Source organism: Rhizobium mulingense, assembly GCF_029194105.1.
GTDB classification, from domain to species: Bacteria; Pseudomonadota; Alphaproteobacteria; order Rhizobiales; family Rhizobiaceae; genus Rhizobium; species Rhizobium mulingense.
Map to the genome: position 1 here is coordinate 48810 of NZ_JARFVE010000015.1, position 18716 is coordinate 67525.

15 protein-coding genes and 1 pseudogene are annotated in these 18716 nt (G+C 60.7%); 6 read left to right on the top strand and 10 right to left on the bottom strand.

Features of this window, described 5'->3' with window-relative positions:
- Positions 1–77: 77 nt before the first annotated feature.
- Entirely contained in the window at positions 78–1370 is a 1293-nt protein-coding gene (gene urtA / locus PYR71_RS26880; RefSeq protein ID WP_275621557.1) for an urea ABC transporter substrate-binding protein, read from the bottom strand.
- Positions 1371–1555: 185 nt separating this feature from the next.
- Positions 1556–3461, bottom strand: a pseudogene (locus PYR71_RS26885) (acid phosphatase).
- Positions 3462–3639: 178 nt separating this feature from the next.
- On the opposite strand from PYR71_RS26885, the gene PYR71_RS26890 reads away from it, so the two are divergent.
- Together PYR71_RS26890 and PYR71_RS26895 are read left to right on the top strand one after the other, a co-directional pair.
- Entirely contained in the window at positions 3640–7023 is a 3384-nt protein-coding gene (locus tag PYR71_RS26890; RefSeq protein WP_275621558.1) for a hybrid sensor histidine kinase/response regulator, read from the top strand.
- Positions 7016–7933, top strand: coding sequence for a response regulator transcription factor (locus tag PYR71_RS26895; RefSeq protein WP_275621559.1), 918 nt, complete (start codon positions 7016–7018; stop codon positions 7931–7933). Before PYR71_RS26890 ends, PYR71_RS26895 begins: the two co-directional genes overlap by 8 nt.
- Positions 7934–8121: 188 nt before the next feature.
- Here PYR71_RS26895 and PYR71_RS26900 read toward each other — a convergent pair whose 3' ends face one another.
- The 6 genes from PYR71_RS26900 to PYR71_RS26925 form a co-directional block, all read right to left on the bottom strand.
- Complete coding sequence (locus PYR71_RS26900) at positions 8122–9243, bottom strand: branched-chain amino acid ABC transporter substrate-binding protein (RefSeq protein WP_038690865.1); 1122 nt, start codon at positions 9241–9243, stop codon at positions 8122–8124.
- Between the two features lie 120 nt (positions 9244–9363).
- Positions 9364–9717, bottom strand: a complete 354-nt coding sequence (locus tag PYR71_RS26905) for a DUF6867 family protein (RefSeq protein ID WP_037141013.1) — start codon at positions 9715–9717, stop codon at positions 9364–9366.
- A 19-nt stretch (positions 9718–9736) separates the two neighbouring features.
- A complete protein-coding gene (locus PYR71_RS26910; RefSeq protein WP_275621560.1) occupies positions 9737–10480 on the bottom strand; it encodes an ABC transporter ATP-binding protein in 744 nt (247 codons plus the stop codon).
- Positions 10480–11355, bottom strand: coding sequence for an ABC transporter ATP-binding protein (locus PYR71_RS26915; RefSeq protein ID WP_183911966.1), 876 nt, complete (start codon positions 11353–11355; stop codon positions 10480–10482). The genes PYR71_RS26910 and PYR71_RS26915 overlap by 1 nt, the downstream gene beginning before the upstream one ends.
- The gene (livM, locus tag PYR71_RS26920) at positions 11355–12746 is read right to left on the bottom strand and encodes a high-affinity branched-chain amino acid ABC transporter permease LivM (RefSeq protein ID WP_183911965.1); all 1392 of its coding nucleotides are present in this window, start codon (positions 12744–12746) and stop codon (positions 11355–11357) included. The genes PYR71_RS26915 and livM overlap by 1 nt, the downstream gene beginning before the upstream one ends.
- A 4-nt stretch (positions 12747–12750) precedes the next feature.
- Complete coding sequence (locus tag PYR71_RS26925) at positions 12751–13653, bottom strand: branched-chain amino acid ABC transporter permease (protein ID WP_183911963.1); 903 nt, start codon at positions 13651–13653, stop codon at positions 12751–12753.
- Between the two features lie 533 nt (positions 13654–14186).
- Between PYR71_RS26925 and cysQ the strand changes: the two genes are divergently transcribed.
- Together cysQ and PYR71_RS26935 are read left to right on the top strand one after the other, a co-directional pair.
- On the top strand, positions 14187–14984 hold the full coding sequence (gene cysQ, locus PYR71_RS26930) for a 3'(2'),5'-bisphosphate nucleotidase CysQ (RefSeq protein ID WP_275621561.1): 798 nt from the start codon (positions 14187–14189) through the stop codon (positions 14982–14984).
- A 570-nt stretch (positions 14985–15554) separates the two neighbouring features.
- Positions 15555–16280 carry a sugar transferase gene (locus PYR71_RS26935; protein WP_183911959.1) on the top strand — a complete coding sequence of 242 codons (726 nt, stop codon included), beginning with the start codon at positions 15555–15557 and terminating at the stop codon, positions 16278–16280.
- Between the two features lie 581 nt (positions 16281–16861).
- On the opposite strand, the gene PYR71_RS26940 is transcribed toward PYR71_RS26935, so the two are convergent.
- Entirely contained in the window at positions 16862–17134 is a 273-nt protein-coding gene (locus tag PYR71_RS26940; RefSeq protein WP_275621562.1) for a hypothetical protein, read from the bottom strand.
- A 219-nt stretch (positions 17135–17353) separates the two neighbouring features.
- Here PYR71_RS26940 and sciP point away from each other — a divergent pair, with 219 nt between their 5' ends.
- Entirely contained in the window at positions 17354–17629 is a 276-nt protein-coding gene (gene sciP / locus PYR71_RS26945; protein WP_007533628.1) for a CtrA inhibitor SciP, read from the top strand.
- Positions 17630–17650: 21 nt separating this feature from the next.
- Here sciP and PYR71_RS26950 read toward each other — a convergent pair whose 3' ends face one another.
- Positions 17651–18151: a paraquat-inducible protein A gene (locus PYR71_RS26950; RefSeq protein WP_275621563.1), complete on the bottom strand. Its 501-nt coding sequence runs from the start codon at positions 18149–18151 to the stop codon at positions 17651–17653.
- A gap of 105 nt (positions 18152–18256) precedes the next feature.
- Here PYR71_RS26950 and PYR71_RS26955 point away from each other — a divergent pair, with 105 nt between their 5' ends.
- Complete coding sequence (locus PYR71_RS26955) at positions 18257–18535, top strand: GNAT family N-acetyltransferase (protein ID WP_183844294.1); 279 nt, start codon at positions 18257–18259, stop codon at positions 18533–18535.
- Positions 18536–18716: the final 181 nt, after the last annotated feature.

Sequence of the window (18716 nt, forward strand, 5' to 3'; positions counted from 1 at the left end):
ATCGCTGGGACGGAGCTTCCGCCCGGGATCGAACCCGGACGGAAGTCTTCAAGCAATCATCTGATTGGGGGTCGTACTCAGGAACCCTTGCCGCCGCACTTGCCTGTGGCAACGTTGAAGTTGCCGCAGGACATCGGCTTACGCCAATCGGAGATCAGGTCCTTGGAATCAGGCAGGTAATCGGACCATTCGTCGCCGACGACGGCGGGCGTCTGCTGGACGATTTCGAACTGGCCGTTGGCCTGGATTTCACCGATCAGCACCGGCTTGGTGATGTGATGGTTCGGCATGACGGTCGCATAACCGCCGGAGAGGTTTGGTACGCTGACGCCGATGATGGAGTCGAGAACCTTGTCGGTATCGGTCGTGCCGGCAGCCTGGACGGCCTTAACCCACGCGTTGAAGCCGATATAGGCGGCTTCCATCGGGTCGTTCGTCACGCGCTTGTCGTTCTTGGTGTAAGCGTGCCAGTCCTTGATGAACTTCTTGTTGGCCGGGCTTTCGACTGACTCGAAATAGTTCCAGGCAGCGAGATGGCCGACAAGCGGCTTCGTGTCGAGACCGGCAAGTTCTTCTTCACCGACCGAGAAGGCGACGACGGGAATGTCGGTCGCCTTGATGCCCTTGTTTCCCAGTTCCTTGTAGAACGGAACGTTGGCGTCGCCGTTGATCGTCGAGACGACGGCGGTCTTCTTGCCGGCCGAACCGAATTCCTTGATCTTGGCAACTTCGGTCTGCCAGTCGGAGAAGCCGAACGGCGTGTAGTTGGTCATGATGTCTTCCTTCGGAATACCCTTCGAAATCAGGTATGCCTCGAGAATCTTGTTGGTCGTGCGCGGATAGACGTAGTCGGTGCCTTCGAGCACGAAACGCTTGACGCCTTCTTTTTCCATCAGGTAGTCGACGGCCGGAATTGCCTGCTGGTTCGGAGCAGCACCGGTGTAGAAGATGTTGCGCGAGGATTCTTCGCCTTCATACTGCACGGGGTAGAAGAGCAGCGAATTCAGCTCTTCGAACACCGGCAGAACCGACTTGCGCGACGAGGACGTCCAGCAACCGAAGACGGCGGCAACCTTATCCTTCTGGATCAGCTCGCGGGCCTTTTCCGCAAACAGCGGCCAATCGGAAGCCGGATCGACGACGACGGCCTCGAGTTTCTTGCCGAGAAGACCGCCCTTCTTGTTCTGCTCGTCGATGAGCATCAGCATGGCGTCTTTCAGCGTGGTTTCGGAAATCGCCATCGTGCCGGAGAGCGAATGCAGCACGCCGACCTTGATGGTGTCATCGGCAGCGACCGCGCCATTTAACGTGGCCGACGCCGCCATGACGGTGCCGAGTGCAGCACCGGTGATAATGGATTTGAGATTCATTTGGTTGATCCCCTCTCTTGTTCCGCAACAGGCCGGAAACGGAGTTAACTGTTGCCGCGGGGACTATCGGGTGCCGCATCGCAAAAACACATACGCAAAATGACGTAGACGCAGGGGGTAAATGGGCAGGCGGGAAGCAAGGGCATCCCCGCAGCCGAGGACGCCCTCCATCTGTGAGACGGAAATCAGCCGTCGATCGTCAGCATAACCGATGTCGGGCCGTAGGAGAGGCTCGCCTTATGGCCGGAAATAGTGAACTTGCCGAAGCTGCCGGTGACGTTGCCCGCTTTCAGGATCTCGATTTTCGTTCCGGGCGTCGGGGTGAAGCCGTCGGAGAGAGTCACGTCGAGATCGCCGGCGAGTTCCGCCTTGCCGTTGACTGCAAGGGTGCCGGCACCGTTCGCGCCGAGTGCAAGCTTTGCCGCAGCTTTGGCGATCTGTTGATAATCGCCGCCCACGATCAGCGGCTTGGCGGCGGCCAGAACCAGCGAACCGCCATTCACCGTCAGCCCGCCGGTGCCGAAGGCCGACGAGGAACCGGCGACCAGCACGCCTTCTTCCAGAACGGTGCCGCCCGCATAGCTGTTGGCGCCTGACAGGCCGAGGATGCCGCTGCCGCTCTTCACCAGCCTGCCCTTGCCGCCGATGTCGTTGCGCCAGGTGTCGAATGCACTGAAGCCGCCCTTGGCCGCATCCATCGTCACGGTCACATCCTGGTCGAAGGCACCATAACCGTCGGCGGCAGTAAACAGGTTGAGGCGGCCGTAACCTTCCGCGTCGTCGAGGAGCGGATAGCCGGAAGCGATTTCCGTCGTCCTCAGAACCTCGCGGCGCTGTTCGCCGTTAAGATAGGGCAGACGCGTTTCGAGCAGCGCTTCGGCGCCCTGCGGCACGCGGGCCGGCTGATCGGTCGCATGGATCGCCGGCAGGCCGTAGCTCAGACGCTGCAGCACGTTAGCGCGATTGGCGTCGTGATCGGCAAAGCGGTCCGCGGCGAGCGGCACTCTATGAGCGGCGACTTCGAGCGCACCCGCATCGGCAACGCCTGATTTGGCGATCAGCCACGATTGCGCCTGGGCGTAAGCGTCGCGCTTCAGCGCAGCATTGCCGGTCTTGTTCAGATTGTAGACGACCGTCGCGGTGCCGAGCATGCGGCCGCCCATCACGTCGAGCGGAGAATGCATGCCGGAAAGGATGCGATCCTCACCCAGTTCGCTGGCGCGGGCGATCATTTTCCTGAAAGCGCTGCGGTACGAGATAGGCCATGGCGAGCGCATCCCGCCAGGCTTCCGCCGTATGCCCGCTCGGGAAACCGCCATCCTCGACCGGCTTGCCGCTCTTGGCGGGCACCAGGGTCGGGACAACCGACACGTCCTGGCTCCAGCGGTAGGGGCGGCCATATTTGAAATAGCGCTTGGCGGGTTCCGTCGAGCCGTCAGCGCTTGCGGCGTTGATGAAGTCGATCGCAAGCCCCATGTCCGGGTTGGCGTCGGTCTTGTTTTCGGTGTCCGGCTTGCTGCCGGCGCCGCGGTTGTTGCCCTTGTCGTCATATTTGACCGTCGTCGCGTCGGCCGCCACCTCGGTGATCGTGGTAGTCTGCTTGGAGCCGGCCTTCCAGGCTTCCGTCAGCGGGCCGAGGCCGTCGACGATGCTGGCGTTCTTGCCGCGTCGGTCGTCGAGATAGGCGGCAACTGCCTGCTCGGCCGTCCGCGCCCGCGTCGCCTTGACGACATAGGCGATGTTGGCGTCATGGACGAGCTTGTTAATGATCTGGCCGTCGGTCTTGCTGAAGGGAATGCCGTCCCAATCCGTCTTGGCGACCGCCCGGCAATTGTCCTTGGCCGGGGCTTCGACACCGGCATCGACGAAAGGCGTGCGCGGGGTCCAGATTTCGAGGAACCCGGAGAGGAGATGAACGGCGGCATTGGTGTCCACCGTCGAGAAGCAGGCATCACCGCGTTTGTTGGTGTTTCCGGTCTCGACATAAGGCGCTTTCGCCGCCGTGTCCTGCTCGGCGACGGCAAGCGGCGGGACGATCGAAACAAGGCAGACGAGGGCGGTGCTCAGGCGGAAAAGGCTTGAAACAGACATGGGTGATACCTGAAATGGTTGAACGAATGGCGGGAGAGTTAGAGGGCTTGTGTGACAGACCGGCTTCAAAAATATGGCGGTTCCGTGAATCTGCCAGTGCTCCGCCCCTTGCCTTTCTCATCTATCCTGCCAACACTGTTTTGAAACGATAGGCCAACCGGAATGCCGGAAGGAAGACATGGCAGCACGCCAACGCATCATTCCGGTAAGACGCGAGTATAATCGCTGGGTCGCCAACCAGACGCTGGAAGATTACGCGCTGCGCTTTACCGCAAAGAGCGCCCGCCATTTCTCCTCCCAGCGCATCGCACAGACGGCGATCGGCGCGATCTCCTTCCTGGCGCTCGAGGCGATCGGCGGCGCCATCACCCTCTCCTACGGCACCACCAACGCCTTCTACGCCATCATCGTCGCCTCGCTCGCCATGCTGGCGATCGGTCTGCCGATCAGCCGATACGCTATCCGCCACGGCGTCGATATCGATCTGCTGACGCGTGGCGCCGGTTTCGGCTACATCGGCTCGACCATCACCTCGCTGATCTATGCGGGCTTCACCTTCATGCTGTTTGCGATCGAGGCCTCGATCATGTCCGGCGCGTTGGAACTGGCGCTCGGCATTCCCCTCTGGATCGGCTATGTCGTCAGCGCCGTCATGGTGATCCCGCTGGTGACGCACGGCGTGCGGCTGATCAGCAAGTTCCAGCTGATGACCCAGCCCTTCTGGATCGTGCTGAATATCCTGCCCTTCCTCTTCATCGCCTTCATGGACTGGGAGAAATTCGATCTCTGGCGCGCCTTTGCCGGCATCCGACATGCCTCGGGCCCGCCCGGCACCGTCGCCGATTTCGATCTGGTGGAGTTCGGCGCCGCCTCCGCCGTTATCCTCGCCCTGATGTCGCAGATCGGCGAACAGGCCGACTTCCTGCGCTTCCTGCCGCCGGAGCCGCGGGGCAAGTGGCGCCATCGCCTCGCCGTCTTCCTTGCCGGACCCGGCTGGGTTGTCATTGGCGCACCGAAGCTGCTTGCCGGTTCCTTCTTGGTCGTGCTGACGCTGGCCTCGGGCGTGCCGGTCGATCGCGCCGCCGACCCGGCGCAGATGTATCTGACCGCCTTCGGCTACATGGTCCCCTGGCATAATGCCGCGCTGTTGTTAATGGTGGCCTTTGTCGTCGTCTCGCAGTTGAAGATCAACGTGATGAACGCCTACGCCGGCTCGCTCGCCTGGTCGAACTTCTTCTCGCGGTTGACCCACAGCCACCCCGGCCGCGTCATCTGGCTGGTCTTCAACGTTGCGATCGCCCTCTTGCTGATGGAACTTGGCATCTACCGGCTGCTGGAGGAGACGCTCGGCATCTTCTCGATCGTCGCCATGGCCTGGCTCTGCACGATCTTCGCCGATCTTTTCATCAACAAGCCCCTGGGGCTCGCTCCCCCCGGCATCGAGTTCAAGCGTGCTCACCTCTACGACATCAATCCGGTCGGCATCGGCGCCATGGCGCTGTCGGCAACGGTGTCGCTGATCGCTCATTTCGGCGCCTTCGGCCCGCTCGCCGCCTCACTTGCCCCCTATATCACGCTCGTCGTCGCGCTCGTCGCCTCGCCGGCACTCGCCTGGGCGACGAAAGGCAAGTTCTATCTCGCCCGCAAGCCGCGCCAGAGCTGGAAGAACCTGACGAACATCACCTGCTCCGTCTGCGAGCACCCTTTCGAGCCGGAGGATATGGCGTGGTGCCCGGCCTATGCCGCGCCGATCTGTTCGCTCTGCTGCTCGCTCGACAGCCGCTGCCACGACATGTGCAAGCCGACCGCCCGCTTCAACGCGCAGGTCGGCGCCGTCGCCAAGGTTCTGCTGCCGGAAACCATCCTGGGCAAACTGGCGACGCGCCTCGGCCGCTACGGCATCGCCGTCGTTCTGGCATTGGCCGCCATCGGCGCGATCCTGGCGATGATTGCCCATCAGGTCGCCGCCGCCTCCCCCGAGACGGCCGAAGTGGTCAACCGCACCATCCTGGTCGTCTTCTTCGTCTTTTCGGTGATATCGGGCGTCGTCTGCTGGTTCTACGTGCTCGCCCATGATAGCCGCGTCGTCGCCGAGGAGGAATCGTCGCGCCAGAACACCTTGCTGCTCAAGGAAATCGCCGCCCACAAGAAGACCGATGCCGCCTTGCAGAACGCCAAGGAGATGGCCGAGGCCGCCAACCGCGCCAAGAGCCGCTATGTCGTCGGCCTCAGCCATGAGCTTCGCACGCCGTTGAATGCCGTGCTCGGCTATGCCCAGATCCTCGAGCGCGACGAAACCATTCCTCCGCCGCGCCAATCCTCGATCAAGGTCATCCGCCGCAGCGCCGAGCATCTTTCCGGGTTGATCGACGGCCTGCTCGACATTTCGAAGATCGAGGCCGGCCGCCTGCAGGTCTACTCGAACGAGATCAACATCCAGGATTTCCTCGACCAGATCGTCGAGATGTTCCGTCCGCAGGCGCAGGCAAAGGGGCTTGCCTTCGCTCACGATCGCTCGCCGTCCCTGCCGCAATTCGTCCGCACGGACGAAAAACGGCTGCGCCAGATCCTCGTCAACCTGCTCTCCAATGCCATCAAGTTCACCGACGAAGGCAGCGTCACCTTCGATGTCGGCTATCGCAGCCAGGTGGCGACCTTCACCGTTGCCGATACCGGCCGCGGCATCACCGAGAAAGACCTGCCCCGCATCTACGAACCCTTCCAGCGCGGCGAGGCCGAAAGCGTGCGGCCGATGCCGGGTCTCGGGCTCGGTCTCACCATCACCCGGCTTCTGACCAACACGCTCGGCGGCGAGATTTCGGTCTCGAGCGTGAGGGACGTGGGTTCGACCTTTCGCGTGCGGCTGATGCTGTCGGCCGTCATGCGCGCTGCCGCCCCGCCGCAGGAAAAGCGCATCATCGGTTATGACGGTTCGCGCCGCACTGTGGTTGTGGTCGACGACAATGAGGATCACCGCGAGATGATGCGCGAAATCCTGGCCCCTCTCGATTTCATTGTCCTGACCGCGGCAGGCGGCACCGAATGCCTGACGCTGATCGACGGCATCATGCCGGATCTCTTCCTCGTCGATATCCTGATGCCCGGCATGAACGGCTGGCAGCTCGTCTCGCGCCTGCGCGAGGCCGGCCAGACGGCGCCGATGGTAATGCTTTCGGCCAATATAGGCGATGCCGCCGTTCTGAGCGACAGCGACGACAGCCACAATGATACGATCGGCAAGCCGGTCGATATCCGCCAGCTGCGCGACAAACTCGCCCTCCATCTCGGCCTGAAATGGATCTATGCCGACGACGCCCACGCCATTGTGGAAAAAACCGAAGCGCCGATACTCAGTCCTGGCCCGGCCCATGTGCAGGAATTGCTGCGGCTCGGGGAGATCGGCTATATCAGAGGCATCGAAGCCAAGCTTTCGGACCTTGCCAAGCTGGAGGCAAATCGGCCATTCACGGAGGAGCTTCGCGCCTATGTCGCCGCCTTCGATATGGCCGGCTTCATGACCTTCCTGCACGACTTCGACGAAAAGGTGGAATCCATTGGCTGAGCCGGCCCTCCCCCGCGACATCGTTCTGCTTGTCGATGACTCGCCCGAAGCGCTCGGGTTCCTGACCGATGCGCTCGAACAATCCGGCTTCTCCGTGCTGATCGCCACCTCCGGCGCGGCAGCCCTTGGCATCGTCGAGCGCATCACGCCCGATCTCATCCTGCTCGACGCCGTCATGCCCGCCATGGATGGCTTCGAGACCTGCCGCAGGCTGAAGGCGAATGTCGCTGTGGCGCAGGTGCCTGTTATCTTCATGACCGGTCTGACCGAGACCGAACATGTCGTGCATGCGCTGGAATCCGGCGGTGTCGATTACCTCAGCAAACCGATCAATATCGACGAGTTGCGCGCCCGCATTCGCGTCCATCTCAGAAATGCCCGCTCGACCCAGAGCGCCCGCGTCGCCCTCGACGCCGCCGGGCGGCATCTGCTGGCAGTCAAGGGCGACGGTGCGATCCATTGGTCGACGCCGCAGGCAACGCGCCTTGTCAATGCCGCCATGGGCAGTGACGACGGCATGGAAATCGTCGTCCGCCATATCGCCGGCTGGATGCGCGACCGCGCAAGTGCTGCGCGCGACGGCATCGTCTCGATCGCCCATGCCGGCCAGGCGGCGCTGCAGCTCGCCTTCCTCGGCGCGATCGGCCCTGACGAATATCTTTTTCGCCTCACCGCTGCCAATCAGCGCAGCGACGACGAGATGCTGCGCCAGCGCTTCTCTCTCACCCAGCGCGAATCCGAAGTGCTGCTCTGGATCGCCAAGGGCAAGGCCAACCGCGACATTGGCGAAATTCTGGGATTGTCGGCACGCACGGTGAACAAGCATCTCGAACAGATCTACGTGAAGCTCGGCGTCGAAAACCGAGCATCGGCCGCCGTGAAGGCGACGCATGTGCTGCACGAGATGTGAGCGATAGTCGGAGGCATGGCATCGCTGCCGCCGAAATTACCGAGGATTTTCCCGGCCGCCGGAATCGGGCGGACCTGTCGACAACCCGTACGTGGCACTGCGGCGAACAGAAATTGAAATCTTCGGAAAACAAAGAAGCCCGGTCGGAACCGGGCTTCAATCTCACATCCCCAAAAGGGAAGTTATGCTTACATGCCCTGCGGGACGTAGGTGTACTTGCCGTCCGCGCCCTTCTTCCATTCGTACATGATGTAACCAGGAATCTTCGGGTCGCCCTTTTCATCGAACGAAATGTCGCCGAGAACCGTCGGGAACGGACCCTTTTCCTTCATGGCGGTGGCGACGGCTTCAGGATCCACCGAGCCGGCAGCCTTGGCCGCACCGGCGATCGCCTGCATCGCAGCGTAGGAATAAAGCGTGTAGGCTTCCGGGTTGAAACCGGCGGCCTTGAACTTTTCGACGAGTTCCTTGTTGGCCGGGTTCAGCGTCGGATCAGGACCGAAGGTGTTCAGGGTCCCGGCAACGGCGTCGCCGGCGATCGAGGCCAGTTCGTTCGAAACGATACCGTCGCCCGAAACCAGCGTTGCCTTCAGGCCTTGGTCGGCGGCCTGACGGATGATGAGACCGGCTTCGGTGTGCAGACCGCCCCAATAGATGATCGAAACGCCGGCTTCCTTCATCTTGGCGATGAGGGCCGAGAAGTCCTTGTCGCCGACATTGATGCCTTCGTACATGACTTCGGTCACGCCGGCTGCATTCATCGCCTTCTTGGTTTCGTCGGCAAGACCCTGACCGTAGGGTGTCTTGTCGTGAACGACGGCGATCTTGGCGTCCTTGAAGTGGTCGGCAAGATACTTGCCGGCGATGGCGCCCTGCTGGTCGTCACGGCCGCAGGTGCGGAACGTGTTCCAGAGACCGCGCTCGGTGAACTTCGGGTTGGTCGCGGCCGGGGTGATTTCGAGAATGCCGTTTTCGGCATAAACTTCCGAAGCCGGGATGGAAACGCCCGAGTTAAAGTGGCCGATGACGAACTTGACGCCGTCAGCGACGAATTTGTTGGCGACCGAAATGCCCTGCTTCGGGTCGGAGACGTCGTCGCCGAGCTCGATCTTGATCTGCTCGCCGTTGATGCCGCCGGCAGCGTTGATGTCGGCGGCCGCCTGCTCGGCGCCCTTCTGAAGCTGCGCGCCGAAAGCAGCGTTCGGGCCGGTCAGCGGACCAGCGACAGCGATGAGGACGTCGGCCCAGGCATTGCCGCTGAAGGCGACCATCGCCGTCAGAGCCACCGCCGACAGAAGAGACTTCTTCATATTGTTACTCCCAATTTTTGGGCGGGTTCCGGTCCAAGGCCCGGCGCATTACCCACCATTGACTGCGCCAGGAAAGCTGTTCCACTCTGAAGGCAATTCATGCCTAGTTTCAACGGACTGTCAATGTTTGTCCTTCCACGAAAACGCGGAAGTTTTTTCGTACAGCCAGTAATAGTTGTTGACCATCTGATTGGTGCGGCGAAAGCGGAAGCCGGCCGTCGAGAAGACCAGCAACGTCACGAAGTCGATGCCATAATAGAGGGCGCTGAGCATTGGTCCATTGAACAGGGCGTGGTGGAGAAACTGCATCGCCCAGGCGAGCAGGAAGGTGTAGACCACCGCCAGCGGATAATTGTTCCAGCCGTCGGCGACTGCCTTGCCGGCCCGCCACGCCGTCCAGAAACCAATCAGCACCACAAGGGCGCGAATAACGAGACGGACGCTGTCATCGCTTTCGAAGAAAAGTCCCTGCATCTCAAACTCTCCCTTCGAGCTAGTGTCTTCCGCCTTCGAGATAGGCGGCGCGGACCTCGGGATTGGCGAGCAGTTCCTTGCCGGAACCGCTCATCGTCACCTTGCCGTTCACCATCACATAGGCGCGGTGCGAAAGCCTCAGCGCCGCGAAGGCATTCTGCTCGACCAGGAACACGGTCAGGCCTTCCTGCTCATTGAGCTTGCGGATCGCCTCGAAAATGCCCTTAACGATCAGCGGCGCGAGGCCGAGCGAAGGTTCATCGAGCAGCAGCAGCTTCGGGCGCGCCATCAGGGCGCGGCCGATCGACAGCATCTGCTGCTCGCCTCCCGAAAGCGTACCGCCGCGCTGGGCATGGCGTTCTTTCAGACGCGGGAAGAGCTTGAAGATCTTCTCGATGTCCTCCGAGAAATATCTGAGATTGTCGAGGCCGGCCCCCATCTGGAGGTTTTCCAGGACCGTCATGCGCGGAAAGATGCGGCGTCCCTCAGGAGATTGCGCGATGCGCAACCGAGCGATCTCGTGGGTCGGCAGCTTGGTGATATCGCGGCCCTCGAAGACAACCGAGCCGGTGCGGGCCTGCGGACTGCCGCAGATCGTCATCATCAGCGTCGACTTGCCGGCGCCGTTGGCGCCGATCAGGCTGACGATCTCGCCTTTGTTGACTCGGACATCGATGCCCGCGAGCGCCCGGATATTGCCGTAATAGGTTTCGACGGCGTTGACCTGAAGGAGCGGTTGACCGGTCATTACTTCATCGCCCATCAGTTTGCGCCTCCTTCGAGCTGCTCGACGGCTGCGATCACCTCTTCCACTTCTTCATCCTCGACGCCGAGATAGGCTGCAATGACCCTCGGATCGTTCTTCACGTGATCCGGCGTACCGTCGGAAATCTTCTGACCATATTCAAGAACGACGACGTGGTCGGAGATTTCCATGACGACCGACATGTCATGCTCGATCAGCAGGATCGATGTTCCGGTTTCAGCACGAATGTTCTGAAGCAGCGCATTCAGCGCCGCCGATTCGCGTGGGTTGAGACCTGCGGCCGGCTCGTCCAAGCAAAGCAGCTCCGGCCCGGTGCACATGGCGCGCGCGATCTCGAGACGGCGCTGGGCGCCATAGGGCAGATCACCGGCTGGATCGTCGGCGCGGTCGATGAGATCCGCCTTCTCCAGCCAGAAACGCGCAAGCTCGATCGCGCCTTCTGCCTCCCGCTTGTACGGGCCGACGCCGATGAGGCCGAGGATCGTATAACCCGATGCCTTCATCAGCTTGTTGTGCTGGGCAACCAGCAGGTTTTCGAGAACGGTCAGGCCGGAGAACAGCCGGATGTTCTGGAAGGTGCGCGCGACCTTGGCTTCCTTGGTGATGCGAAAGTCCGGCAAACGCTCCAGCAGGAACTGCTTGCCGCTCTTCTGGTTGAGCGTGATCATGCCCATCGTCGGCTTGTAAAAACCGGTGATGCAGTTGAAGACGGTGGTCTTGCCGGCTCCGTTCGGGCCAATTAGCGCAGTGATATCGCCGCGCTTGGCCTCGAAGGAAAAATCGTTGATGGCCATCAGGCCGCCGAACTTCATCGACAGGTGCTCGACCTTGAGCAGAGTGTCGCCAGACATCTTATTCATTTCGGGGCTCATCAACCATGGCCCTCCTTGATAAAGCTTCCAGATATCGCCTTGCGCGCTCTGAGGAAGGCTGTTGGCTCACGCGAGCCCACGAAGCCGCGCGGCTTGAACAGCATGACGACGACCATGGCGAGGCCGAAGATCAACATGCGATAGAGTTCCGGCGTAAAATCAGGCCCGAAGATGAGTTTTAGGAAGCCCATGTTGCGCAACAACTCGGTGCCGCCGACCATGACGATGGCAGCGATCGCGATACCGGTCAACGAACCCATACCGCCGAGAACAACGATCGCGAGAATGACGGCCGATTCCAGGAAGACAAAGGATTCCGGCGAGACGAAGCCCTGGCGGGCGGCGAAGAACGAGCCGGCGAAACCGGCAAACATCGCGCCCGTTGCAAAGGCGGTGAGCTTGGTCGTCACAGTGTTGATGCCGAGCGAACGGCAGGCGATCTCGTCTTCGCGCAAAGCTTCCCAGGCGCGTCCAATCGGCATGCGGCGCAGCCGGATGGTGACATAGGCCGTCAGCATGCAGAGCAACAGAATGAGATAAAAGAGGAAGATCTTGTAGTAGGCCGAGGAGCTCGGCAGGTGAAAGAGCTTGGCAAAGCCGCCGGCCGTCGCGTCGAAGGGAATGCCGAAAAGTGTAACCTTGGGGATGCTCGAGATACCGAACGTGCCCTTCGTCACTTCGGTCCAGTTGATCAGGACGAGACGAATGATTTCACCGAAGGCAAGCGTGACGATGGCGAGGTAATCGCCGCGCAGGCGCAGCACCGGGAAGCCGAGGATGACGCCCCAGAGCGCCGCGAAGATGCCCGAAAGCGGCAGCAGTACCCAGAAGGACAGGCCGAAATAGCTCGAAAGCAGCGCGTAGGAATAGGCACCGACGGCATAGAAGGCGACATAGCCGAGGTCGAGCAGACCGGCGAGGCCGACGACGATGTTCAGCCCCCAGGCGAGCATCACATAAATCAGGATCTGGATGCCGAAGTTGTCGACATATGTCAGCGAGCCCTGAGGGCCTTTGAGCGCCACCACCACCAAGGGATAAAGCAGCAGCGCGGCCAGCGCGATCTTCAGGAAATGCCGGTGAAAGAAGCTCTTCTCGGTAGAGATGTCGAGTTCGCCCTGCCTCGCCTTTGCCAGCTTGCGGCTGTCGAGATGCGGTCGCAGGAAAACCACCATGGCGAAGCGGCCGATGGCAGCGACCGCGACGAAGATCGCAAGCAAGCCCCAGCGCTGGACGATGATCAGCTCGTTGCTGATGTTCTGGTCGGTCTTGAGGCCGACATAGAGAACGAACATGCCAAACGACAGGACCGCCGCGAAAAGAGCTTCGGTAAGGCCTTTGCGGACAAGTCCGGCATCGGGCTTGCCTGCAGAATTTGCGATGTTTGCCATGACGTTATACCTTCTCGACTTCCGGTCGACCGAGGATGCCGGTCGGCTTGAAGATCAACACGAAAGCCAGGATCGCAAAGGTCGCGACGTCCTTGTAGGCGATGGTGAAGTACGCCGACCACAGCGACTCGATAAGGCCGATAAGCAGACCGCCAAAGACCGCGCCGGGTAACGAACCAATGCCGCCGAGGACGGCTGCGGTAAATGCTTTCACACCCGGCGTGAACCCGTCGGCGAACGAAGCGACACCATAATACATCAGATACATCGTGCCGGCGACGGCAGCGAGTGCTGCGCCCATGACGAAGGTGATCGAGATCGTCTGGTCGACATTAACGCCAAGCAGGGCCGCCATCTTGCGATCCTGCTCCGTGGCGCGCTGGGCCCTGCCGAGAGCGGTGCGGTTGACGATATACCAGAATATCGTCAGCAGCACTGCCGTGATCACGATGATGATGATCTGCTTCAGCGATACCGAGATATTGCCGAACTGGTAGACCGAGCTCACCATCGGCGGGATCGGCTTGTTGCGCGGACCCTGCGTTACCTGGATGAAGTTGGACAGCACGATCGACATGCCGATCGCGGTAATCAGCGGCGCCAGGCGGAATGAACCGCGCAAAGGACGGTATGCGACACGCTCGATCGTCCAATTCCACAAACTCGTCATCAGCATCGCGACAACAAGCATCGCCAACAGCAGAATTGCCACCGGGAGACCTGCGAAGATCGATGTGAGGACGAGGAAGACGATAAGAGCGGCGAAACCACCGAGCATGAAGATGTCGCCATGGGCGAAATTGATCATGCCGATAATGCCATAAACCATCGTATAGCCAATAGCCACAAGACCATAGATGGATCCGAGCGTCAGCCCATTGAAGAGCTGCTGGACGAAATACTCCATATGTCGTTTTCCCCTGGATGCGAGCCGAATATGCTGCATCTCTTTTTGGTTCTTCGGTCACCCGTTTCAGGCAACCTCATGACCGCATGCATAGCGGTTTCGTTGCAAATGTGAAGACAAAAAGGATTTACTCCGGCAGATTCTTGTTCGAACAGGGCTAAATGGCGCATTTTGCACCAAAATCCACAGAAAATCGGCGAAGCACGTCCTGTTTTTAGCCAAAAACTGGCGTCGAATTAACCATTCGGCGATTTCGCCGTCAATTTCATGAACCTCTTGCCGCGTAACCTATTCCACAGAATTGGAAGATGGAGCAAATTCAGACCCGCAGCGCGCCGCTTTGGCGAATCCCATTCCAGCGAATGCCTGCCATCTTGGTCTGACAAGACCGAAGTCTTATGGTAGCATCGCAGACTGCGCTATCGGGGTGCGGAGCGCGGGGCGAAACACCATATAAGATTGGCTATGGTGGCAGGGATGGTTTGCGGACGAGCGACAACGGGGTGCTCACCGCGCGGCGAACGGCAAGGACAATGCTGAGGACATTCGAAAAGGCGGCGCTCGAAGCCGGCAGGGCCATTATAACGGTCTTGCGCGAAGGCTTTCCCGTCGCCATGAAGGCGGACGCAAGTCCGGTCACGGTCGCCGACGAGGAGGCCGAACGGATCATCCTCGCGCATCTCGCCCGAGACTATCCCGAAATACCGGTCGTGGCGGAAGAGTCGGTCGCGGCCGGCAGGGTGCCCGACATCAGCGGTCGGGGCTTCTTCCTGGTCGACCCTCTCGACGGCACGCGTGAATTCGTCGACGGGCGGCAGGAATTCACCGTCAACATCGCTTATGTCGAGAACGGCGCTCCGCTGGCCGGAATCGTCTACGCGCCGGCGCTCGGGCTTGCCTTCTCGGGAGAACGCGGCCACGCCGAAAGGCTCGTGGTTATGGACGATTTCACCGTCGGCGCACGCAGTGCAATCACCGTGCGCGAACAGCCAGCCGACAGGCTAGCGCTCGCGAGCCTTCGCCACAACAGCCCGGAGACCGGAACCTTCCTCGCCGACCATGCGATTTCCAAGTGCACGAACATCGGCTCGTCGCTGAAATTCTGTCTGCTGGCCGAAGGCAAGGCCGACGTATATCCCCGTTTCACGCGCACGATGGAATGGGACACAGCGGCCGGCGACGCAGTGCTTCGCGCCGCCGGCGGTTCGACCGTGACGCTCGACGGAGCGCCGCTGACTTACGGCAAGACCGGAACGGCGGCCGATTTCGATTTCGCCAACCCCAACTTCATTTCCTGGGGCGGCAGGAAACGCGTCCTCGAACCCGCCTGACCGCCCGCAAGGATCGCTGAAAGGCCGCGGGCGTGCTTCTTCATCCGTCGCCCCTCCCCGACATGCCAATTATCTCAGCTTCGCCCGTCATCAACTGATTCGCATGGCCGGCGACAGAGATGATTCTGCGGGATAGCCCCGTGTCCCCACACCTTCTGCCTGCAAAAGCTCGTCGATCCCGCCTTGGTTTTGTCACATTTTGGCACTGTTGGATAACAAGCCGACCGTTCTCGCGAAAGAATTTCGTCCCGGTTTCTGTTAAGAAATGGCGCTTGTGGGCAATGCGGTACGTGCCGAAAAGGCACGTCCGAAGCACCCCGGAAGCCCCTGCCAAAGGCCTAAAAACCTTGACGAAATTCCAATTCTTAACGAAATATCATGAGCTTGCCTCAACTTAACGCAAGTGCGAAAGATTTATTGCGATGCGATATTTCTCTGGACACCATTACACAATTGTCGCATTTTTCCGTTTTAGTAGGGTTACCAACACCTGAGTGCAGCCCTGGTGACAGGGTAAACCATTGATCGCCTATTGCCGCCGCGCCCCTCGAAGACAACAGAGTACGATCCTTGAGCATCACGGAACTAAACAACACTATTTCGACAGAGTCCTTCCGGCCGAGCCGCCGCCAGCAGCCGAGCCTGAAGATCCAGACCCCTGTAATCCACAGCGATGCGCCGCAGGCGCCGTGGGTGGATCTCGTCCTGAAGCGGGCGTTCGACATTGTTTCGTCGTTGAGCGCCCTCCTCGTCCTCGCACCCTTACTTCTTCTCGTCGCCCTCTTGATCAAGCTGGACAGCCCCGGACCGGTGCTGTTTAAGCAGACCCGCTGGGGCAGGAACTGCAAGGCCATCAAAGTCTACAAGTTCCGCTCCATGCGCACCGATCTCTGCGATGTCTCGGGCGTTGCTCAGACGGTGAAGAACGACCCGCGCGTCACCCGCATCGGCGCCATCCTGCGCCGCACGAACATCGACGAGTTGCCGCAGCTGTTGAACGTGCTGTTGGGCGACATGTCCGTTGTCGGTCCGCGCTGCCACGCGATCGGCATGCGCGCCGGCGGCATGCTCTACGAAGAGCTTGTGCCGGAATACCACCAGCGCCACGCAATGCGTCCGGGCATGACCGGTCTCGCCCAGATGCGCGGCCTGCGCGGCCCGACGGATCGTCCGGCCAAAGCGCGCGCGCGCATCGCCTGCGACCTCTACTACGTCGGAAACTTCTCGATCTTGATGGATATGCGCATCATTGTCGGAACCGTCCTATCGGAACTGGCCGGCGGAAAAGGCTTCTAAGCTTTTTATGAGAAAGGGCCGGCTGCTCAAAGCAGCCGGTACCGGAATGCTCGGGCTCCCGCCTGCTTGCGGTTGAGCGATCCTTGCCATCGCACTCCTTAGATATCCCCACGATCCTATGCGACGAGAGACCTCGAAGGATCGCGGTCTCGTCTCCGCTCCTGCGGGCGACCGACCGCAGCGCCGCGCGTCGTCTCGGAGCCGCAAACGACGCCGCAGCCACTTTTGGTAGCTTCAGGCATCCGATTTGGCGTCGGGGGAGCGTTTCCCGGAAGTACCTTTCTGGATTGCTGTGACGCGATAGTGGCCCAGAAGCGCCTGGGGCCGTAGAACGTCACCGTTGCCTGCCGCCCTGCCGGCATGGCCGCTGCCTCAAAAGGCAAAAATGTATCGTTTCAGGTCAGCGCCATGAAGGCGACGGTGTACTTCACCGCATCCTGGAAGAGCGTGTCGAGATGGCCTTTTCCTGATCGACCGTCCTCCTCGAAGATGCCCCACCTCATAGGCGATCGGCGGGATCGACCGCCTCATTGCCCCACCGGCAAAAAGTGGTCGGCGGCCTCGTAAAAGCTGACCAGGCTTTACTGCCAATTCTGATTAACGCTTTTCGATAAAAGCTGTGCGCGCCCTAGAAGGGAAGCCGAAAGCAGCTCAAAATCCAAGCCTGCAAGCTTCCCCATCTCGTCGAGCTGTGCCTTCTCCGCCGCTGTCGAACTGCCGAGACAAAGATCGAGCGCCTCCCGCGCAGCCGTCAATAGTTTAGTGCGCCTTTTTTCATCATCCTGACGTCGCGTGACCGGCTTCAGTTCGGCCTCGCTGCAGGCGATGAGAAGCTCGCGCCGGAGTATCGACAAAGACCCTTTGGCTGCGCAAGCGAGGGAAGGAAGCCTGAAATCATACGAACTGGGCGATATAGGGGAGATTCGGGACGAAGTCCTGCGAAGCGGACACCCATTCATCGGCCACTCCGGGGCGGCTAAATTTGTTATCAAAGTCTTACGTTGGGCTTAGGCAATTTTTAAATGTGGCAAGCTAGAGTGGCGCTCGTGGTCTTGCGTTGTGTAGAGAGTCCAATGACCGAAATGATACGTCCCCGAGTAAAATATGTCATCGGCCCCGATGGCAGCCCCCTGACCATCGCGGACCTTCCGCCGCCCAATACGCGGCGCTGGGTGATCCGCCGGAAGGCAGAGGTTGTCGCGGCTGTTCGCGGTGGCCTGTTGAGCTTGGAAGAGGCCTGCGAGCGTTACACGCTCACGGTCGAAGAGTTCCTGTCCTGGCAGTCGTCGATCAACAGCCATGGCCTCGCCGGTCTGCGCACCACGCGCATTCAGCAGTATCGCCACTGATCGCACGCCAGCATCGACGATTTATTTCGGGCCGGATGCATCTCCCGTCAGGGAGTGCAGAAGGCCCGAAATCATTGAGGAGGCCGCATAGCACCACAGGCCAGGCTGGGTGAAAGCATCCGCCAATCCCGTCGTCTTCGCCGCCGCAATGACGATCGCGACCAGCAGCACGTCCATCATTGACCACTTGGACAGATGCGGCACGACGCGACGATAAAATGGACTGCCGGCCCCGCCGCCGGCACCTGTCGCTTCCGCAGCGATCCCAACCATCTTCAGAATCGGAAGCACGATCGACACCAGCGCGACGATCGCAGCCAGCAGCCCATCCCCGCCCTGCCAGAGCGAGGCGACGATTTCGACAAAGGACGGGGTCTGATCGAAGAAATACAAAGTCTCGAAACGGACCAGCGGCAAGATGAGGCCGAGCCCAAGGAGGAACGGCGCCGCCACGAGCAGTACCGGGCGGATCATCGAAAGCGCCCTCGTTCGCGAACCTTGCACCGATCCGATCTTTTTCATGAACACTCCGTCTCCTCGAGGAATTGCCTCGCCGGCTTGGCATGATCGCGCCGCCGTGTCACCGTCGCCGGCGACAATATCCCCATCCCCCTGCGAGGAAAAACAATGGACATTCGAAACGAGGAAGGCGCATCCGGCGGCCGTTATGCGGCCGAGGTAGAAGGGCATGAGGCGGAGATGACCTACTCGCGCACATCGCCGAAGCTCGTCATCATCGATCACACCGCCGTTCCCGATGCCCTGCGCGGCAAAGGCGTCGGCCAGGCATTGGCGCTGCACGCGGTGGAGGCTGCCCGCACCGGCGGCTGGAAGATCATTCCGCTCTGCCCCTTTTTCAAGGCGCAGGCGCAGCGCCACCCGGAATGGCACGACGTCGTGAACTGATTCCCGCGGCTTGGCCTGCTGCGATTTCTGAAGCGCCGCGCGTCTTTTCAGGCGAGCAAAGGGCGCTGCAACACTTCCGCGCATCGTGGCCTCCGAAAAGCGATTCCGATTTTTTCGGGCCGGTGTGCCAAAAGGGGCGATATCGAGATGGAGAACGGCAAACACCAAAAGCCATGTATGA